General features: G+C 43.9%; 14 protein-coding genes and 1 pseudogene. 7 read left to right on the top strand and 8 right to left on the bottom strand.

All coding sequences use genetic code 11. The features are described from left to right. Nucleotides 1–64: 64 nt before the first annotated feature. Nucleotides 65–865, bottom strand: a complete 801-nt coding sequence (locus LEPTO7376_RS03925) for a hypothetical protein (protein ID WP_015132952.1) — start codon at nucleotides 863–865, stop codon at nucleotides 65–67. 54 nt (nucleotides 866–919) lie between these two features. Further along, entirely contained in the window at nucleotides 920–1,516 is a 597-nt protein-coding gene (gene dcd, locus LEPTO7376_RS03930; protein ID WP_015132953.1) for a dCTP deaminase, read from the bottom strand. A 170-nt stretch (nucleotides 1,517–1,686) separates the two neighbouring features. On the opposite strand from dcd, the gene LEPTO7376_RS03935 reads away from it, so the two are divergent. The 4 genes from LEPTO7376_RS03935 (at nucleotide 1,687) to LEPTO7376_RS03950 (ending at nucleotide 7,076) form a co-directional block, all read left to right on the top strand. After that, entirely contained in the window at nucleotides 1,687–1,806 is a 120-nt protein-coding gene (locus LEPTO7376_RS03935) for a PetM family cytochrome b6-f complex subunit 7 (protein ID WP_015132954.1), read from the top strand. A gap of 71 nt (nucleotides 1,807–1,877) precedes the next feature. After that, complete coding sequence (gene psb28 / locus LEPTO7376_RS03940) at nucleotides 1,878–2,372, top strand: photosystem II reaction center protein Psb28 (RefSeq protein WP_015132955.1); 495 nt, start codon at nucleotides 1,878–1,880, stop codon at nucleotides 2,370–2,372. Nucleotides 2,373–2,857: 485 nt separating this feature from the next. After that, the gene (locus tag LEPTO7376_RS03945; RefSeq protein WP_015132956.1) at nucleotides 2,858–4,456 is read left to right on the top strand and encodes an MFS transporter; all 1,599 of its coding nucleotides are present in this window, start codon (nucleotides 2,858–2,860) and stop codon (nucleotides 4,454–4,456) included. A gap of 376 nt (nucleotides 4,457–4,832) precedes the next feature. Beyond that, complete coding sequence (locus LEPTO7376_RS03950) at nucleotides 4,833–7,076, top strand: molybdopterin oxidoreductase family protein (RefSeq protein WP_015132957.1); 2,244 nt, start codon at nucleotides 4,833–4,835, stop codon at nucleotides 7,074–7,076. On the opposite strand, the gene LEPTO7376_RS03955 is transcribed toward LEPTO7376_RS03950, so the two are convergent. After that, nucleotides 7,073–9,214: a hypothetical protein gene (locus LEPTO7376_RS03955; RefSeq protein WP_015132958.1), complete on the bottom strand. Its 2,142-nt coding sequence runs from the start codon at nucleotides 9,212–9,214 to the stop codon at nucleotides 7,073–7,075. The genes LEPTO7376_RS03950 and LEPTO7376_RS03955 overlap by 4 nt on opposite strands. A 111-nt stretch (nucleotides 9,215–9,325) precedes the next feature. Here LEPTO7376_RS03955 and LEPTO7376_RS03960 point away from each other — a divergent pair, with 111 nt between their 5' ends. After that, nucleotides 9,326–10,627 (top strand): proton extrusion protein PcxA, encoded by a 1,302-nt coding sequence (locus tag LEPTO7376_RS03960; RefSeq protein ID WP_015132959.1) that lies wholly within the window; start codon nucleotides 9,326–9,328, stop codon nucleotides 10,625–10,627. Nucleotides 10,628–10,712: 85 nt separating this feature from the next. Here LEPTO7376_RS03960 and LEPTO7376_RS03965 read toward each other — a convergent pair whose 3' ends face one another. The 3 genes and pseudogenes from LEPTO7376_RS03965 to LEPTO7376_RS26185 all read right to left on the bottom strand — a co-directional run. Continuing rightward, on the bottom strand, nucleotides 10,713–11,735 hold the full coding sequence (locus tag LEPTO7376_RS03965; RefSeq protein ID WP_015132960.1) for a hypothetical protein: 1,023 nt from the start codon (nucleotides 11,733–11,735) through the stop codon (nucleotides 10,713–10,715). Between the two features lie 210 nt (nucleotides 11,736–11,945). Further along, on the bottom strand, nucleotides 11,946–12,344 hold the full coding sequence (arsC, locus tag LEPTO7376_RS03970; RefSeq protein ID WP_015132961.1) for an arsenate reductase, glutathione/glutaredoxin type: 399 nt from the start codon (nucleotides 12,342–12,344) through the stop codon (nucleotides 11,946–11,948). Between the two features lie 24 nt (nucleotides 12,345–12,368). Then, a pseudogene (locus tag LEPTO7376_RS26185) lies at nucleotides 12,369–12,560 on the bottom strand (arsenical-resistance protein); the annotation flags it as partial. A gap of 367 nt (nucleotides 12,561–12,927) precedes the next feature. Here LEPTO7376_RS26185 and LEPTO7376_RS03975 point away from each other — a divergent pair. Next, nucleotides 12,928–14,007, top strand: a complete 1,080-nt coding sequence (locus LEPTO7376_RS03975; protein ID WP_015132962.1) for a fatty acid desaturase — start codon at nucleotides 12,928–12,930, stop codon at nucleotides 14,005–14,007. 116 nt (nucleotides 14,008–14,123) lie between these two features. On the opposite strand, the gene LEPTO7376_RS03980 is transcribed toward LEPTO7376_RS03975, so the two are convergent. Continuing rightward, nucleotides 14,124–14,438 (bottom strand): helix-turn-helix transcriptional regulator, encoded by a 315-nt coding sequence (locus LEPTO7376_RS03980; RefSeq protein ID WP_015132963.1) that lies wholly within the window; start codon nucleotides 14,436–14,438, stop codon nucleotides 14,124–14,126. 155 nt (nucleotides 14,439–14,593) lie between these two features. Beyond that, nucleotides 14,594–15,022: a hypothetical protein gene (locus LEPTO7376_RS03985; RefSeq protein ID WP_015132964.1), complete on the bottom strand. Its 429-nt coding sequence runs from the start codon at nucleotides 15,020–15,022 to the stop codon at nucleotides 14,594–14,596. A 103-nt stretch (nucleotides 15,023–15,125) separates the two neighbouring features. Between LEPTO7376_RS03985 and hemE the strand changes: the two genes are divergently transcribed. Next, nucleotides 15,126–16,178 (top strand): uroporphyrinogen decarboxylase, encoded by a 1,053-nt coding sequence (hemE, locus tag LEPTO7376_RS03990; RefSeq protein ID WP_015132965.1) that lies wholly within the window; start codon nucleotides 15,126–15,128, stop codon nucleotides 16,176–16,178. The last annotated feature ends 1 nt before the right edge of the window (nucleotide 16,179 follow it).

A 16,179-nucleotide genomic window follows, 5' to 3' on the forward strand; every position in this document is an offset into this window, starting at 1 on the left:
TATGAGAGAAGAGTGAACAACCATAATATTTGGAGAAAATCCGCAAACTTTTTTAGTACGAGATTTATTCTTCAAAAAGTTCAATAAAACTTGAACGATTGCCAGAAGGTTCACGCTCTAAGTCATATCCTAGCTGTTCTGCTTGGGCACGAATTTCGGCAGAATCTGGATTTTGCAGATCATGACAAATATCCCAGTACAGAGCATCAGATTCTTCTAAACCAGTGGCAGCAGAGATTTGCGGTGAACCGCCACTGATGTGATGTAAGAAATATTCACCAGATTTCTCAATTACGAGAGGTCTTTCCGTTGAGCAGAGCACTTTAGTTGGGTTTAAGTTTGTTTCCCAGCGAAGAGCGGCCGGATCATCTTCAGGAAATACTTTTTTAACCACTTCTAAATCGTAAAGACGCTCTTCTCGCACTGTTCGCTCAAGGGAAACAAACGTATAAAAAATTTCAGTACAGAACCCTTCGTAACAGTAATCGGTGAGAGGAGTGAGATTGTTGTCGCTAATCGCGGTTTTGAGGGCTTCATCACGCATCATGCCAACTTCATCAATCTCCATGGTAATCGGAGTAGTTTCAGCAGGCTGCTCAATTGCAGCTTCTATCTCTAGTTCTGTGGGCTGCTCTTTTGGCTCAGAGGAGGAAGTTTGTGATGGTGGTGACTCTGAAGAAGTGGAATCCATCTCGGCAGGGAATTCTTCTGTGGCGATCACCGCCATTACAAGTTCTTCTGTCGCCGCACCTTGAGACAAGTCTTGTATATCGGTTGATGTTGCGGGTTCATTATAGCCAAGGGTTAACACTGACAGACTTAGGATAATCAACCCAGCATTTATTTGAGGAGAAAGAAAAGACATTCGTTAATTTTGGTTTTTGATTCAATACGCACAAAGCGTCCCAGAATTTTAGACTTAAACCCTAGGAAGCGTGACCTTACCTTCTTGGTTTTGGTATTTGCCGCCGCGATCGCTATAGGTTGTATTACACGGCTCTCCCTCGAAAAACAGAAGCTGTACAACCCCTTCATTAGCGTAAATCCGGCAATCAGTACTTGATGCATTACTAAATTCCAAGGTGATTGCCCCTCGCCAGGATGCTTCCAGAGGAGTGGTATTGGCAATCAGACCAACACGAGCATAAGTCGATTTTCCTAAACAAATTGCAGTGACGTTGGGAGGCATCTGAATTTTTTCGAGAGACACACCAAGGCCATAGGAATTGGCAGGGATAATGAAATAGTCACCATATTCATCTCGCTGAAGGGCAACGGCCTCCAAATTTTTGGGGCTAAAGGCTTTGGGATTAACGACAGTGCCGGGAATGTGGCGGAAGATGAGAAATTCTTCGGGACTGAGGCGAATATCATAGCCATAACTGGACAAACCATAACTAAGGGCTGGAACCGTGCTGTTCTCATCGAGCTGAATTTGGCGAATGAGAGTCGGCTCAAAGGGTGTAATCATGCCATGTTTAGCTTGGTCTAAAATCCAAATGTCATTTTTGAGCATAGTTCCCTCAGCAAGAAATTCGACATCATATAATCGCATGTCTATCGGCGATCGCGCCAATGGTTTATCCAAGAGCGTCCAGTTAGGCACAAATGCCCTGCACTGTTTTAGAATACGTCTTGTGAGAAACTGTTTTTAATAAATTTCTATCGCCCTAAGGAGTTCCACCAATGAGTGCAGAAAGCATGATGTTTAATGGCTTCATTATTGCCATGACTACTGTGATGTTCGGTCTAGCGTGGGGATTCGTTATCCTCAAAATCCAGAATGGTGCTAGCAAGGCTAAATAGGTTTACTTACCTAGATTGTTAGGATAGGGGTTGCGTAAGTTAATCTCTGCCCCTACTCCCTGCGATCGCCAATGTTTAAGAATTTTCCTTTTTTCAATCGCGATAAAAATCAAAGCTCTGCCAGCGAAGCGCCACAACCTGACTCAGCAGAGAACTCGGCGATCGCCCCAGAAGCAGAAAAAGATATAACGCCTCGCATCGAATTTTTTAACGGCATTACTGAAGATTTAAGCAACGTTAGTCTCCGGCGTGATCCTCGCACCGGCCTCAAGTCCGTCGAAATGATCTTTGAGCAACTCAACGCACTAGAACGCTTCCAAAGCTTTACCAGCGGCTTTAAAGGTGTTGTGAGCCTCATTGACGAAGAAGGTGATATCGCCGTCACTCCATCCAGTTGTCGCATTATTTTTGGTGGTGATGAAGGTGATGACCTCCGGGGCGTCATTTGTCGTTTTGAAATTGACCAAGAGAACCATTGGGAGCGTTTTATCCGCTTTATGAATCGCTATGCTGACGCCAATGGGTTTGCCTACGGAGAAACAGAAGCACCGACAGCAAACTCTTAACTTCCCTTATTTATCTTTCCAACGCCAAACAAATCACATTGCCAATAGCATCAATCCCCTTATTAATTAACCGTCTCTAATCTGGGCAGAGAAATAAGGCGATCGCCGCAGATTCATGGTTAATACGGATGCTGATCTTGCAATCTATGCGCAACCAAGCATCACTTTATTCTGAAACCGCATAGCCGACGAGCAGAAAGTAACAAAAACTACGATTTTTACAAGAAAAGAGTGTGATTCTGTTGCCAACTTATGGAAGTAATTCAATAAATTTACTGAGACAGCGTTGCGAAAGACTAATTCAGTTTTAAGCCACTAATCTAACTAGTAACTTCATTGATCCTTTGCTTACATAACCACACAGACTCTAATTATCTTTAATCTCTTAAAAACATGAAGGATTAAGACATATTAGATACAAAAAGTTTTAGTTTGTGCGGTTAGGTCTTAAGACATCAGAAATCACTTTTTTTGGAAGGTAAAAAATGCTCGGAGAAATGTGGTCATTTAAGGGGAGATACAAAATCCTCCATATGACATGGTTCGCGTTCTTCTTGTCATTTGTGGTCTGGTTTAATTTCCCTCCCTTTGCCACCACAATTGGTCAAGAATTTGGCTTAACAAAGCCTCAGCTCGGCACCATCGGTCTTTGTAACGTTGCATTGACTGTCCCCGCGCGGGTCATCATCGGTATGTTGCTGGACAAGTACGGTCCGAGGTTAACCTACTCAATCCTGCTCATGTACGCAGCGATCCCTTGTATTATCTTCGCGACGGCACAAAGCTTCAACCAGCTTGTTATTGGCCGTTTGCTCATGGGTATCGTCGGTGCAGGTTTCGTAATCGGTATTCGGATGGTTGCGGAATGGTTCCCTCCTAAGGATGTTGGTACTGCTGAAGGTATTTATGGTGGTTGGGGTAACTTTGGTTCTGCATTCTCCGCATTTACCATGGTCATCTTTGCTGTAGCTCTATCTTTCCTACCCGGTGCATTCAACTTCGGTGAAGCTCAAACTTTTAAAGTTCTTTTCTTCCCCGCATTTGAAACGGCAATCTTAAATTGGCGTGTGGCGATCGCCGGCACAGGTATCATTGCAGCCCTCTACGGTGCTTTGTACCTTGTCAGCGTCACGGATACTCCTCCCGGAAAAGAATACAAGCGTCCTGAAAAGGCTCGCGGTATCGAAGTAACAACCAAGCGTGATTTCTGGTTCCTCATGGCGATGAACCTTCCCCTCAACCTAATTTTGATGGTGTTAGCTTGGCGTCTACAGAAAGTTGGTTTCCTCGATAACACTGGCATAACCATTGCAATCCTAGCCATTGTTGGTCTCTATCTATTCCAGTCTTGGAACTGCTGGGAAGTGAATAAAGACCTGATGACAGGTAAGAAGCGCTATGCGCCAGAAGACCGTTATGAGTTTATGCAAGTGGCAATGCTTGAGCTGACTTACATCGTGAACTTCGGTTCTGAGTTGGCAGTTGTAACGATGCTTCCCGCATTTTTTGAAGGCACCTTCGACAGCGTTGACAAAGCAGCAGCCGGTATTATCGCGTCGAGTTACGCGTTCATGAACCTTGCCTCTCGTCCCGGTGGCGGTATCATCTCCGACAAGTTGGGCAGTCGTAAATGGACAATGGTTGTCCTCACAGGCGGTATGGGTATTGGTTACCTCTTGATGAGTACCGTGAATGGTGCTTGGCCAATTCCTTTGGCAGTACTACTCACAATGGCTTGTTCCTTCTTCGTACAATCTTCTGAGGGTGCAACTTTCGCGATGGTTCCCCTTGTTAAGCGTCGGATTACTGGTCAAATCGCTGGTAACGTTGGTGCTTACGGTAACGTCGGTGCGGTTGCTTACCTCACAACTCGTCTTCTCTTGACTGAAAACTCTGGTGCTGCAAATGGTGGTGAGCCTGTGATGTCTGCAGTCAATGCTGGGTTCTTCCAAGTCCTCGGTATTGGTGGCTTGATTGTTGCCTTCCTCTGTATCTTCTTCATGAAAGAGCCTAAGGGTTCCTTTGCGGAGTTCCATGAAGGTGAAGAAGTCTTCGAATCTTCTGCTGAAGAGGCAACTTACTAGATTTGTTTGAGACTTTTAGGCAATACCTACAAAATTCCAATCCATTCTGATTGAGTTTTGTAGGTATTTTTTGGCATCAAAAGAAAGTATTTATCTAGGAAATAGACGAGCAGAAATCTCCATTCTCTGTATCTTGATGAGACCTAATCAGTTGAATAAAGAAAGGTCATCCCTGATACTTGATAACCTCTGTATAATTTTAAAATAAGTGTCTTTTTAGATAAGATAATTAGATCAAGTTAATATTTCAGTCTCATTTTTCCAGAAAAGTTTAAGTAAGATCAAATAGTAGAATCATTTAGTTTTAGCGATTAAGTAATGGGCTAGCTACTAGTGCAATTATTTTTCTCTTGATCTTTTAATTGAGTTGTAAGCAATGGATCAGCAAAAAGCAAAAACCCTTTGTCCCTACTGTGGTGTCGGTTGTGGTTTAGAAGTATCGAAGGTAGATAAGCCGGGTCGTCCTCCTCTGAAAGTCATGGGTGATCGCCAACATCCTTCTAGTCTGGGAAAGGTGTGCGTAAAGGGTGCGACTATTGCTGATTCCCTCGATAAAGATCGTTTGCTTTATCCAATGTATCGGCGATCGCTAGATGATCCCTTTGAAAGGGTGAGCTGGGATCGAGCGTTTGATCTCATTGCGGATCGCATTCAAACCGTGAAAGAAGAAATCGGTGTTGAAGGTGTTGCAATGTATGGTTCCGGCCAACTGCAAACAGAAGACTATTACACTGCCCAGAAATTATTAAAAGGCTGTCTCGGGACCAATAATTTTGATGCAAACTCCCGCCTCTGCATGTCCTCCGCTGTTGCGGGCTATATCCAGAGTTTTGGCGCTGATGGACCTCCGCCTTGTTACGAAGATCTAGAGCTGACAGATTGCGCCTTCATCATTGGCAGCAATACTGCAGATTGTCACCCTATTATTTTTAATCGCCTCAACCAACACATTAAGCATTCAAACGCGAAGATGGTTGTGGTTGATCCCCGTCGCACGAAAACAGCAGAAGCGGCAGATTTGCATCTCGCAATCAAGCCTGGCACCGACATCGATCTGCTCAATGGGATTGCTCACCTCCTTCTCAAGTGGGAGCGCATTGATACATTCTTTATCGATGAATGCACCAGAGATTTTTCAAAGTTTGCCACGTTGGTTCAAAGCTATACACCAGAAACGGTCGCTAGACGCTGCGGCATTCGGATTGATCATTTAGAGCAAGCCGCTAAATATTGGGCTAAAGCAAATAGTGTGCTGTCAATTTGGTCGATGGGCATTAATCAGTCTTCGGAAGGTACAGCAAAAGTACGCACCCTAATTAACCTGCACCTGATGACGGGTGAGATTGGCAAGCCAGGTGCTGGGCCTTTTTCGTTAACAGGTCAACCAAATGCAATGGGTGGTCGTGAGGCTGGTGGCTTAGCGCATTTGCTACCGGGTTATCGCCTCGTAAAGAATCCAGAACATCGTCAAGCTCTCGAACAGGCTTGGGATCTGCCGAGCAATTCGATTTCGCCTGTACCAGGTAAAGATGCTTGGTCAATGATTACGGGTTTAGAGACGGGTGATGTAGGGATGCTTTGGGTAGTCGCCACAAATCCCGCAGTCAGTATGCCGGATCTAGAGCGCACCAAAGCGGCTTTGTTAAAGTCAGAATTTACGATTTGTCAGGATGCCTATTACCCCACGGAAACGGCCAATTATTCTCACTTGCTTTTACCGGCATTGCAGTGGGGCGAGAAAACAGGCACGATGACAAACTCCGAACGGGTTGTCACTTATTGTCCGCAATTCCGCGATCGCCCCGGTGAGGCTTGGGCTGACTGGGAAATTTTTGCGGAGGTAGGCCGTCGTTTAGGGTACACGAAACAATTCCGCGCGGTGTCTTCGGCAGAGGTTTACGATGAATTTATTCAGCTGACCGGCGATCGCCCCTGCGACATGACGGGGTTAAGCCATGAACGATTAGCGACGGATGGCCCCATCCAATGGCCTTGTCCAGCGTCGGAATTTGAAGAGAAGGATGAGAAGGAAGTCGAAAAAGATAATCGCGGTTTACTGAAAAAAATCCTTGGTCAAGATGCTCCTCTCCAAGGTAAGCGACTCTATACCGATGGCCGTTTTTATACGCCTGATGGTCGGGCTAGATTTGCGGCTTATCATTCCCGTGGTTTGGCCGAGCCGCCCGATACAGATTTCCCATTTGTGCTGACGATTGGTCGTTTGTATGGCCATTGGCATACGATGACTCGCACTGGCCGCATTCCCAGAATCATGAAGATGCATCCAAAGCCTTTCCTCGAAATTCACCCACGGGATGCCCAACGTCTAGGTGTGGCTGAGGGAGAAATGATTGAGGTGAGATCACGGCGAGGTTCGGCTAAATTCCCTGCCCTAATCACCAAAAATATTACCCCTGGCACTGTCTTTGCACCGATGCACTGGGGTGAACTATGGGGTGAAGATACTGAAGCGAATAATCTCACTCACCCGGAATCTTGTCCTGTTTCTCTCCAACCGGAACTAAAAGCTTGTGCAGTTCAAGTACTCAAGGTGCGATCGCCACTCGTAGAGTCCCAAGAAGATAGCCAAAAGCCAGCCGAAGTTCTCCAACAAGTTTAGGGAGATTTTAGCTCTAAAGTGCAATCTTGGGCACTTTGAATGAGTGGTAAAAGTGGCCCCATTTGCTCATTGCCATTGACGCTGAGATCACTGTGACACAAATAAATTCGTTCTGAACAGCGTCCGATTAGATCCTGCACAATACGTTGGAGTCGCTGTTGATTTTGGGTGGTTTCTGCAGCGATTGACCAAGGTTCACCATCCCAATCCCGCTGGAATACACCATAACCAAACAGAGTTGCAGCACCACCTTTTTCCCAAAGTCTTGACCCTGCATCAAGCCAAAATTGATAACAATGGCGCAATCTAGCGGAACGATATTGGAAAATTGTGGCGAGGGTAATAGCGGGTTTGGTGTTGCGATTAAAGGCAAATTGGGGACGCGGATTGGTTGAGATGAGATCACCTTGCAAGAGCTTGATCAGCTCGGGAAGACGAGATGTTTCAGGCTCAGTCGGATGGCAGCGGCGATCACCCTTATAGAAATGCTGACAAGTTTCGGTAAGCTCACGCAAAGTTGCAGATTGTTCGTAATTTAAGCTCAAACGGTCTACAAAGAAATAACGAATGGCTTGGTCTAAGGTTGTTAAAATACCGAGCGGTGACATGTCGAGTTCTGCTTTTTGCTCCTCAATCCATTGCCGGATTTCTTCGTAGGCAGTAGTGACTTGATAGCCAAGGCGATCGCCCCGTGGCATGGTATTTGCAGGTAAAAGCTTGGGATGCTCGGGGTCTGGTTGATAGCAATAATCTACAAGTAATCCCGCTCGCACTGGATCAATGAGGTATTCATTTTCAGCCGTTTGGGAAAGCATAATTAGCAACTCTGCCACTTCACTGGTTTGGATCAATCGACCACAGTGAGGATAGAGCAAAGCAAGTAATGTCACCGGCGATCGCCCCCAGGGAGAACTATAGAGCGGGCGTTGTTCACTGAGAGGTTCTACCAAAATCGATGCCACACCCAAACTTTGCATCAAGGTATAACGAGCAACTTCGTCTAAACCAGGAGCAATAATCGCAATCTCTTCCGGTAGAACTTTTTCGTCTTTAATCAGCCGTTGGATTTCTGTGATGACATTTTGCAACAAGCTCGTGCGGGATAGCGATTGGATCGATTGGACAGCTTTAGGTAAGGGTTCACTAAAACCGGGTTGCGTTAACTGAGTTTGCAATATTTCTCCCAAACTCTCCGCCAATCCAGCCTTTTTTGCTATCGAAATCTCTTCACAACGCGTTGCCAATGTCCCTAAATAATTTGGGTCAGCATTTAAGCCCAGACGAGTTTGACCATCAGGATTTGTGGTGAACATCGCAGCACAATCAGCATCCAGAAAAACATCGCATAAATCTTTGGCGATCGCCGGATAATCATGGACATCATCTGCCCAAATCGAATCAAATCTTTCAATCAATTGACCTTGATACGTAGCGTTTGGCAGTAAATATCGCCAGTACAACTCGTAAATAATGCCGTAGGTTAAGAAGCTTCGCTCTAGACACCAATCCCGCCATTTCAACAATAAATCTGTCGCTTCAGCTGTCACCATTGCCAGTAAATCATCCTGACCATAAACCACCGAGCCACTAAGCACCGATAATTGTCCAGCTTCCAGCCGCTCCCCAATCTCTTCCGGAGCAACACCTGCTGCCCCCGCCAATTGCAATAAATCCAATAACCGTCGCACTAAACGTCCCAGCGATCGCCCACTGAGATTAAGCTCCCACTCTTCAAATGTTGGCTCCCACAGCTCCGTCGCATATTTTTGTTCTAGCTCTGGCCGTAATCGCAGCGAAAAAGCAGGCTTCAGGGCGATCGCCCCACAGATAATTGGAAAAAATAGTTCCACCTCATCTGCCATAAAACCTAAAGGCGTTTTACTCACCACATTGCCTTCGCCTTGTAATGAACGCTGAATTGCGTCAGCCAACTCCCGCTGAGTTCGATTCGTCGCCGCAAATACCAGCATTGACTGTTGAGTTTTGCTCTTTGCAAAGGTGGGAGATTTCTGAGTGGGCATTTTGGATTTCAAGTCATGATGCCGTTGAATTTCCGCCACCAAACGAGTTGTTTTTCCACTACAAGATTTCCCCTTGAGCCAAAACTGTTTACTGCCTAAATTCCGTACCTTTACCATAACGACGATCAACAAATCCTAAATTGCAGTTGCTCAACCCAAACCATTGCAAACCCAACGATTCGCTACAATAATGAACCCATATTGCCTAGGTTTTTCTGATGGTATCCTATGAAATTTAATACCTTCGTCAAAAAAGCCCGAAGTTGGTTTTACGACACCCCAGACCGTGCTTTAGACCAAGCATATCGCGCTGTCCTCACCATCAAGGCAATCGAAGATGAGCATTTTCAGGGCAAAGTCGTTTCGAGTCGAAATGCCGAGTATAGCGATAGTGTCATTAACTATTTCCAGAGTGAAGTCCGCAAACAATTGAAGCTCGCTCAGGTGCGCCTTCGGGAATTTCGGTCATTTAAAACGGTGATCGCAGTTTCAGAAGAGACAATTAATAAAAAATCCAGCAATATTTATTATCCCGAGGTCACGGATAAACCAGCCATCGTGATCGAAAAGCTGCGATTTATCGATGAAGTGACAGAGCGATATGGTCGTCCTCTATCAAAACAATCTGTTGCCTTGATTAATGTTGATCAACAGTCGATGGCGACAATGTCTGAGGGAGGTGCAGAGGCGCTAGCAAACGAACGCCAAAAAGCTGATACTGCCATGGATAAAACGGGGTTAGTGCCGCGTTCAATTGTGCGCACTTTTGGTCGAATTCAACAAGAAATCGATCCGAAATCCCAAGAAGCAGAAGAAGATGTTGTTAAAAAGTTTCGGCGATCGCGCAATAAAACGGCAGTTTCCATCAAGTTCTTATTGATGTTGGTCATCATTCCGTTGCTAGTGCATCAACTCTCAAAAATTGCGATTACCCCTTTCGTCGAAGAGCATTTTTTTACAGAGGCCAGTCCTGCTCTCTTCGCCAATACTGACCTTGAAGATGATGCCTTTGAAGAATTAGAACATTATCGTGCCAGCCTTGAAATGCGTTCTTTTGTGGGTTTAGCGCCAACCTTAGACGAAACGCAGATGAAGGAAAAAATCAAAGAAAAGGCAGGGGAGATTGCCGTTCAATATCGAGATCGCAGTTTTAATGCCTACGAAAATATTTTTGCGGATATCTGTTCATTTTTTGCGTTCGTTGTCGTACTGATATTTAGCCAGAGAGAAATTGCCGTCCTCAAAAGCTTTCTCGATGAAGTCATATACGGTTTGAGTGATTCAGCAAAGGCTTTTCTAATTATTCTGTTTACCGATATTTTTGTGGGATACCACTCGCCTCACGGTTGGGAAATTGTCCTAGAAAGCGTCGCCAAACATTTCGGTATTGCCGAAAGTCGTGATTTTAATTTCCTCTTTATTGCAACCTTTCCGGTCATCCTCGACACGGTTCTCAAATATTGGATTTTCCGTTATCTCAATCGTATTTCACCATCAGCGGTTGCCACCTACCGCAACATGAATGAATAAAATATCAGCTAAAAAAGAGAGGCGATCGCTAAATTATTGTGGCGATCGCCTTCATTTTGCTCCAGTTGATTTCAGTAAATTAGCCCTACATATCTTTCAATGTGAATAATTTACGAATCGGCTTTGAAGAGCGTGTCTCTAAAGACGTCACTAATTCAAAGTCACCGGGCGCAAACCCACCATCGGGCGCTTCAATAATGAGCGTATATGTGCCAACTTCCCGATCCAGCTCTGCTGTCTCTCGGAAGACAAATTCAGGCTCGGGGAGCTCTCCTTCATCATCTCCCAGGTAACGGAGAATAAACGTAATCTCAGAATCACCACGGGTACGAGCGACATTCGCCTGAAAACTTGGAATCTCTGCCGAAAAACTCAGGAATCCAATCCCAGTAGAAAGTTCAGCCGCATGTTCCTCACAATAATCTTCCACATCATCAGTACCCTCACAGACCTTGACTTCAGAGACACTATTATGTAGACCCGCATTATCAATCTCGTCGCCATTCCGATTTGTAACATCCTCAGGATCTGTCCACACAGAAAACTTACGGTCAGACTTCAAAGCTGTCTTATTACCAATCTCTTCTGGAATTAGCGTAATCCGATAATTACCCGGTTGTAACTCCAGATCTTTTAGCGTAAATAGCAATGACTCTTCACCCTGCGATACATCAAAAACCTCATTAAAGACTTCTGATTCTTCATTAGGTTCAGGCCAATAGTCGAGGGTAATCCTCATTTTTTCAGCGGTGTCACTTTGTAGGAAAGTGGCGCTAACAGAAATCTCTTGAGACTGCTCTAAAAACGCAATCTCATGCTGCTCACAAACACCATTAGTGGGAGTAGAGCAAGCTGCCACACCAGACAAACTAACGGAGGTATCTTCTGCAACGAGAATGGCTGCAAACCACAAAATAATGCACAAAAATATTTTGAGGAATTTAGATTTCAGGAAGGATAGACGCTCTTCAATTTTCGGTTGTAGAGGGGGAAGCACTAAGACTATTGAAATAATAGTGAGTGCAAAACCGATAACATTACCGCCGATGACAAGAATCAGCCCGATGAGCACACCGAGTACAACAAGAATCCACTGAACAAATTTCATTTTTTATACATGGGTTAAGGTAAACAGCCACATCTATCGAGAAAACACATATATTACCCAAAAATTATAGGTGTTACTGTTCTACACGACTTAGCATCTTTTGTTGCTAGAGCTAACAATTGAAAAAAAAGGTTATTCATGGCGATCGCCTGTCCTATGAGGCAGGTCTATCAGATCACCAAGCAATAATTAAGTTCACTAGATAAGTATTCAAGATTGAGCTTCAGAAATTAATGCAGCGACTTTCTCTCGAATTTGATCGCGTACTTTGTGAAATGTCTCTAAAGGTTTGCCATCTGGATCTTCTAAATCCCAATCTTCAAATACATCGCGAGTTAGCCATGCTTCCGGCAGACTTACACCACAGCCACACATCGAAATCACCACATTGAAATCCTCAGCATTAAAGTCGCCAAGGGCATCAGACGTCTGGGAAGTGAGGTCGATTCCAATATCTGACATCACTTGAATTGCCGTAGGATGCACTCGACTCGCCTCTAACCCAGACGAGACCACTTCAATTTTGCCTGCACCTAATGTCTTTGCAAAACCTTCCGCCATCTGGGAACGGCAAGAGTTTCGACGGCAGACAAACATCACTTTTTTCATAGGTTCGACAGATAGTTAAAAAAATTATTTACAGGAACTCATACAACGAGAGTCTAGCAAAGTTGCTTTTTCAGGTTGGCGTGAGAATCAAGCTGCAGTACGCTTACAAAATTCCACCAACATCAATATGACTGGTGCTGCAATTAAAACACCCACAACCATTGTTAAAGCCGCTCCAGAATTTAACCCACATAAAATAACCGCTGTGGCGATCGCCTCTCACTTTCCTCATCAAAAGATATACAGCGCTTACGCAGCAGAGAACTAGGGTCTCTTATTTCCCAATAAAAATAAGCGCTGAAATAACGAAATTACGTTGAGCTGCATCAATCCTGGTATCAATTAATCTCCACTAAAAATCTTTTCATCTAATAACTATGGGCAATATTTTGGACTTTTCTGCACAAGCTCAAAATAGTGTCCCTGTAATTCCGTTACAATGGGACGCTTCGAGCAAAATTCAAATAGGTCATCCCTCGGTATCCCTTGTTCCTTAGATATTCTCGTTCCAAATATTGATCTTACAACTTGCTCAACCCTTAAAACTCTTATTTATTAAAAGAATAAGCAGAACATTTTTTGAATGGATAACACAATAAAAAAATCAGATTTCATACTACAACCTTATATGAGAAGCCATAACCTAAAGGCAACATATCAGGTTCTAAATACCTTAGTTCCTTATATCTTTCTCTGGTTTTTAGCTTTTCAGTTATCCAAAATTTCTATCTTATTTTTACCGCCAATTATCTTATTACTTGTGTTGCTATCGTTACGCGGCTTCTCTTTAATGCATGATTGTGGACACAACTCTCTCTTTACCTCTAAACGCGCCAATAGAATAGTTGGCTTTGTGCTGGGTGTTCTCAATGCCATGCCTCAATATTGGTGGTCGAGGGATCATGCTTATCATCACAAAACAAATGGAGATTGGGAGCAATATCGAGGTATTGGAGATTTTTTGTCGACGGACGAATATAAGGCTCTAAGTTCATTTGGCCAAAAAGTTTATAGACGAACCAGACATCCTTGGATGGTTTTACCTGGTGGTTTTTTCTATTTGGCTTTTAAACCAAAGATTATTCTTGTCGCAGGTTCCTATGATTTTATTCGTCATTGGTTGGCTTGCATACAAGCAAATTCTTCGGCAACATTCTCAAGTGTAGTCGATTCACATCAGCCAAAACAGTGGGGTTCTGCTGCCGAATTTTGGGATGTACTTTTGAACAATATTTGTGTCGTTTCTAGTTGGATCATTCTTTGCCATTTTCTTGGTACATCTTTCTTCTTAAGTGTCTATTCAATGGTTTTGATGTTCTCTGCAGCAGCTTTAATTTGTATCTTTTTTATTCAGCATAATTTTGAAGACACTTATGCTCATAACACAGAGGGTTGGGATTATTTATGCGGTGCAGTAGAAGGAAGTAGTTATTTGAAAATGCCGGTGATACTCAATTGGTTTACTGCAGATATTGGATACCATAGTATTCACCACCTTTCCGAAAGAATCCCCAACTATAATTTGAAAGCTTGCCATCAGAAAAATGCTCATCTTCTTGGCAATATGAAGACCGTTCAAATCAAAGATATTTTGCACTGCGCTAAATTTATTCTGTGGGATTCTGATTCTGAGCAGCTAGTCTCTATTGATGAATATTGCTAGATCAAATCCATTTGGCCTGAACATTTTTACAATCTTGAGCCTTGTTTTTTTCTTAACTAATTCCTTAATCTGAGTTACTCGCAATAAAAGGGCGATCGCCCTTTTATTGCAGTGCTCTAACAACAGGGCTCAGCAGGTGTAAATTGACTATTTTTATAGTCTGAGAGATAAGATTCTAGGGTTGCAAACTGTTGAACATTGAGACGGTAATACATCCAACGCCCCTGTTGACGGGCAATCACAAGATTGGCATCTTTGAGATTTTTCAAATGAAATGATAGCTTCGATTGACTGGTATCCAGTGCTTCACACAATTCACAGACACAGAGTTCTTTAGATTGCAATAACTCCACGATTCGAATGCGCAGCGGATCAGATAAAGCTCGAAAACCTTGCCAAATTTCAACGGGACTTTGAACTAGTGCTTGCATAACAGAAAAGATAAGTGGCCGAATAGATAGCAGTTCTAATTACTCATTCTAAAAAGCGATCGCCCGATCGATATCAATTCTCAAGAATTACGTTATATCTTGACTAGATTTAGAATCTCGCTAAAGAAAAAGACGGCGATCGCCAACCCCAAGGATCAATCCTCGCCCGGTTCCAATACCTGCACTTCGACAACTTTCGCATCGACAGTGTCAGCGTCGACCTCAACCGCATCAACTACAGACACATCGACAGTTCCAGTTGGCGTTTGTCTTTGGAAAGCTTTATCGACAACCTGTACAACTTCACCACAGCTAGGACAGCGGGCAATCGAATTATTCAAACCACTAAACGTGTGGCTACAAACAGGACAATCATCCTCAATAATATTGCGCTTTAGCCACCACTGAAAGCCTAAAATACCGAGGACAATCGTCACTGGAATCAACAAAATCAGCACAATAAAGCCATTGACAATCCAGCCTAGACCAACTGAAGTCAACAAAGCCGCTATCAGGAGAAAGGTAAAAAAACAACCTAAACCGGAAGATTTGAACTGAATATTACGAGAGAAGGGATCGTTCACAACACTTCTTAATAATTGTTAACCGCATACTTTCATCACTCAAGTTTATTTTACAAACCGAGATGATAAGCTTACAAATGCACAAAAATTATTTTAATAAATCATGTCGGAAAGCAATAATACACCTCTGCTATTGAGGGCTGCACGAGGGGAGAAAGTAGAACGTACTCCGGTATGGATGATGCGCCAAGCAGGGCGTTACATGAAAATTTATCGTGATCTCCGTGAAAAGTATCCGAGCTTCCGTGATCGCTCTGAAAATCCGGATCTCGCGATTGAGATTTCCCTGCAACCTTGGCATGCTTTCAAGCCAGACGGCGTGATTATGTTCTCTGACATTTTGACTCCGTTACCCGGCATGGGCATTGATTTTGACATTGTCGAAAGCAAAGGTCCCCAAATTACGGATCCCATCCGGACAAAGGAACAGGTAGATGCAATGACACCTTTCCACCCTGAAGAATGTCTTCCCTTCATTAAGACAATTCTCAATACCCTCCGTGACGAAGTGAAGGATGAGGGTACTGTGCTCGGTTTTGTTGGTGCGCCTTGGACCTTGGCGGCTTATGCAATTGAGGGTAAGAGCTCTAAGAATTATGCTGTGATCAAGAATATGGCGTTCTCTGAGCCTGCGATTCTCCACAGTTTCCTTGGAAATATTGCTGATGCGATCGCCAAGTATGTTTGCTACCAGATCGAGTGTGGCGCACAGGTTATCCAAATGTTTGATTCTTGGGCAGGACAGCTTAGCCCCCAGGACTACGACATTTTTGCGTTGCCTTATCAGAAGCGTGTGATTGATCAGGTAAAAGAAAAGTATCCTGATTTTCCTTTGATTCTCTACATTAGCGGTAGTGCTGGTGTGCTGGAACGCATGGGCAAAACAGGCGTTGATATCATCAGCGTTGACTGGTCTGTAGACATGCTTGATGCGAAAAAGCGTCTCGGCAGCGACATTATTCTTCAGGGTAATATCGACCCTGGCGTGCTCTTCGGCTCCCAAGAGTTCATTAAGAGTCGCATTATCGATACAGTGAAAAAGGTTGGCGACCAAGGTCACATTCTTAACCTCGGCCACGGTGTACTCGTTGGTACTCCAGAAGATAATGTGCGTTTCTTCTTCGAGACTTGCAAAAACGTTCAGAGTTTCCTTTAAG

The sequence above is a fragment of the [Leptolyngbya] sp. PCC 7376 genome (genome assembly GCF_000316605.1).
GTDB lineage: Bacteria > Cyanobacteriota > Cyanobacteriia > Cyanobacteriales > MRBY01 > MRBY01.

Bases quoted from the DNA above. Each gene is read 5' to 3' on its own strand.
- LEPTO7376_RS03925 (WP_015132952.1), bottom strand. From the start codon at position 865: ATGTCTTTTCTTTCTCCTCAAATAAATGCTGGGTTGATTATCCTAAGT.
- dcd (WP_015132953.1), bottom strand. From the start codon at position 1,516: ATGCTCAAAAATGACATTTGGATTTTAGACCAAGCTAAACATGGCATG.
- LEPTO7376_RS03935 (WP_015132954.1), top strand. From the start codon at position 1,687: ATGAGTGCAGAAAGCATGATGTTTAATGGCTTCATTATTGCCATGACT.
- psb28 (WP_015132955.1), top strand. From the start codon at position 1,878: ATGTTTAAGAATTTTCCTTTTTTCAATCGCGATAAAAATCAAAGCTCT.
- LEPTO7376_RS03945 (WP_015132956.1), top strand. From the start codon at position 2,858: ATGCTCGGAGAAATGTGGTCATTTAAGGGGAGATACAAAATCCTCCAT.
- LEPTO7376_RS03950 (WP_015132957.1), top strand. From the start codon at position 4,833: ATGGATCAGCAAAAAGCAAAAACCCTTTGTCCCTACTGTGGTGTCGGT.
- LEPTO7376_RS03955 (WP_015132958.1), bottom strand. From the start codon at position 9,214: ATGGTAAAGGTACGGAATTTAGGCAGTAAACAGTTTTGGCTCAAGGGG.
- LEPTO7376_RS03960 (WP_015132959.1), top strand. From the start codon at position 9,326: ATGAAATTTAATACCTTCGTCAAAAAAGCCCGAAGTTGGTTTTACGAC.
- LEPTO7376_RS03965 (WP_015132960.1), bottom strand. From the start codon at position 11,735: ATGAAATTTGTTCAGTGGATTCTTGTTGTACTCGGTGTGCTCATCGGG.
- arsC (WP_015132961.1), bottom strand. From the start codon at position 12,344: ATGAAAAAAGTGATGTTTGTCTGCCGTCGAAACTCTTGCCGTTCCCAG.
- LEPTO7376_RS03975 (WP_015132962.1), top strand. From the start codon at position 12,928: ATGGATAACACAATAAAAAAATCAGATTTCATACTACAACCTTATATG.
- LEPTO7376_RS03980 (WP_015132963.1), bottom strand. From the start codon at position 14,438: ATGCAAGCACTAGTTCAAAGTCCCGTTGAAATTTGGCAAGGTTTTCGA.
- hemE (WP_015132965.1), top strand. From the start codon at position 15,126: ATGTCGGAAAGCAATAATACACCTCTGCTATTGAGGGCTGCACGAGGG.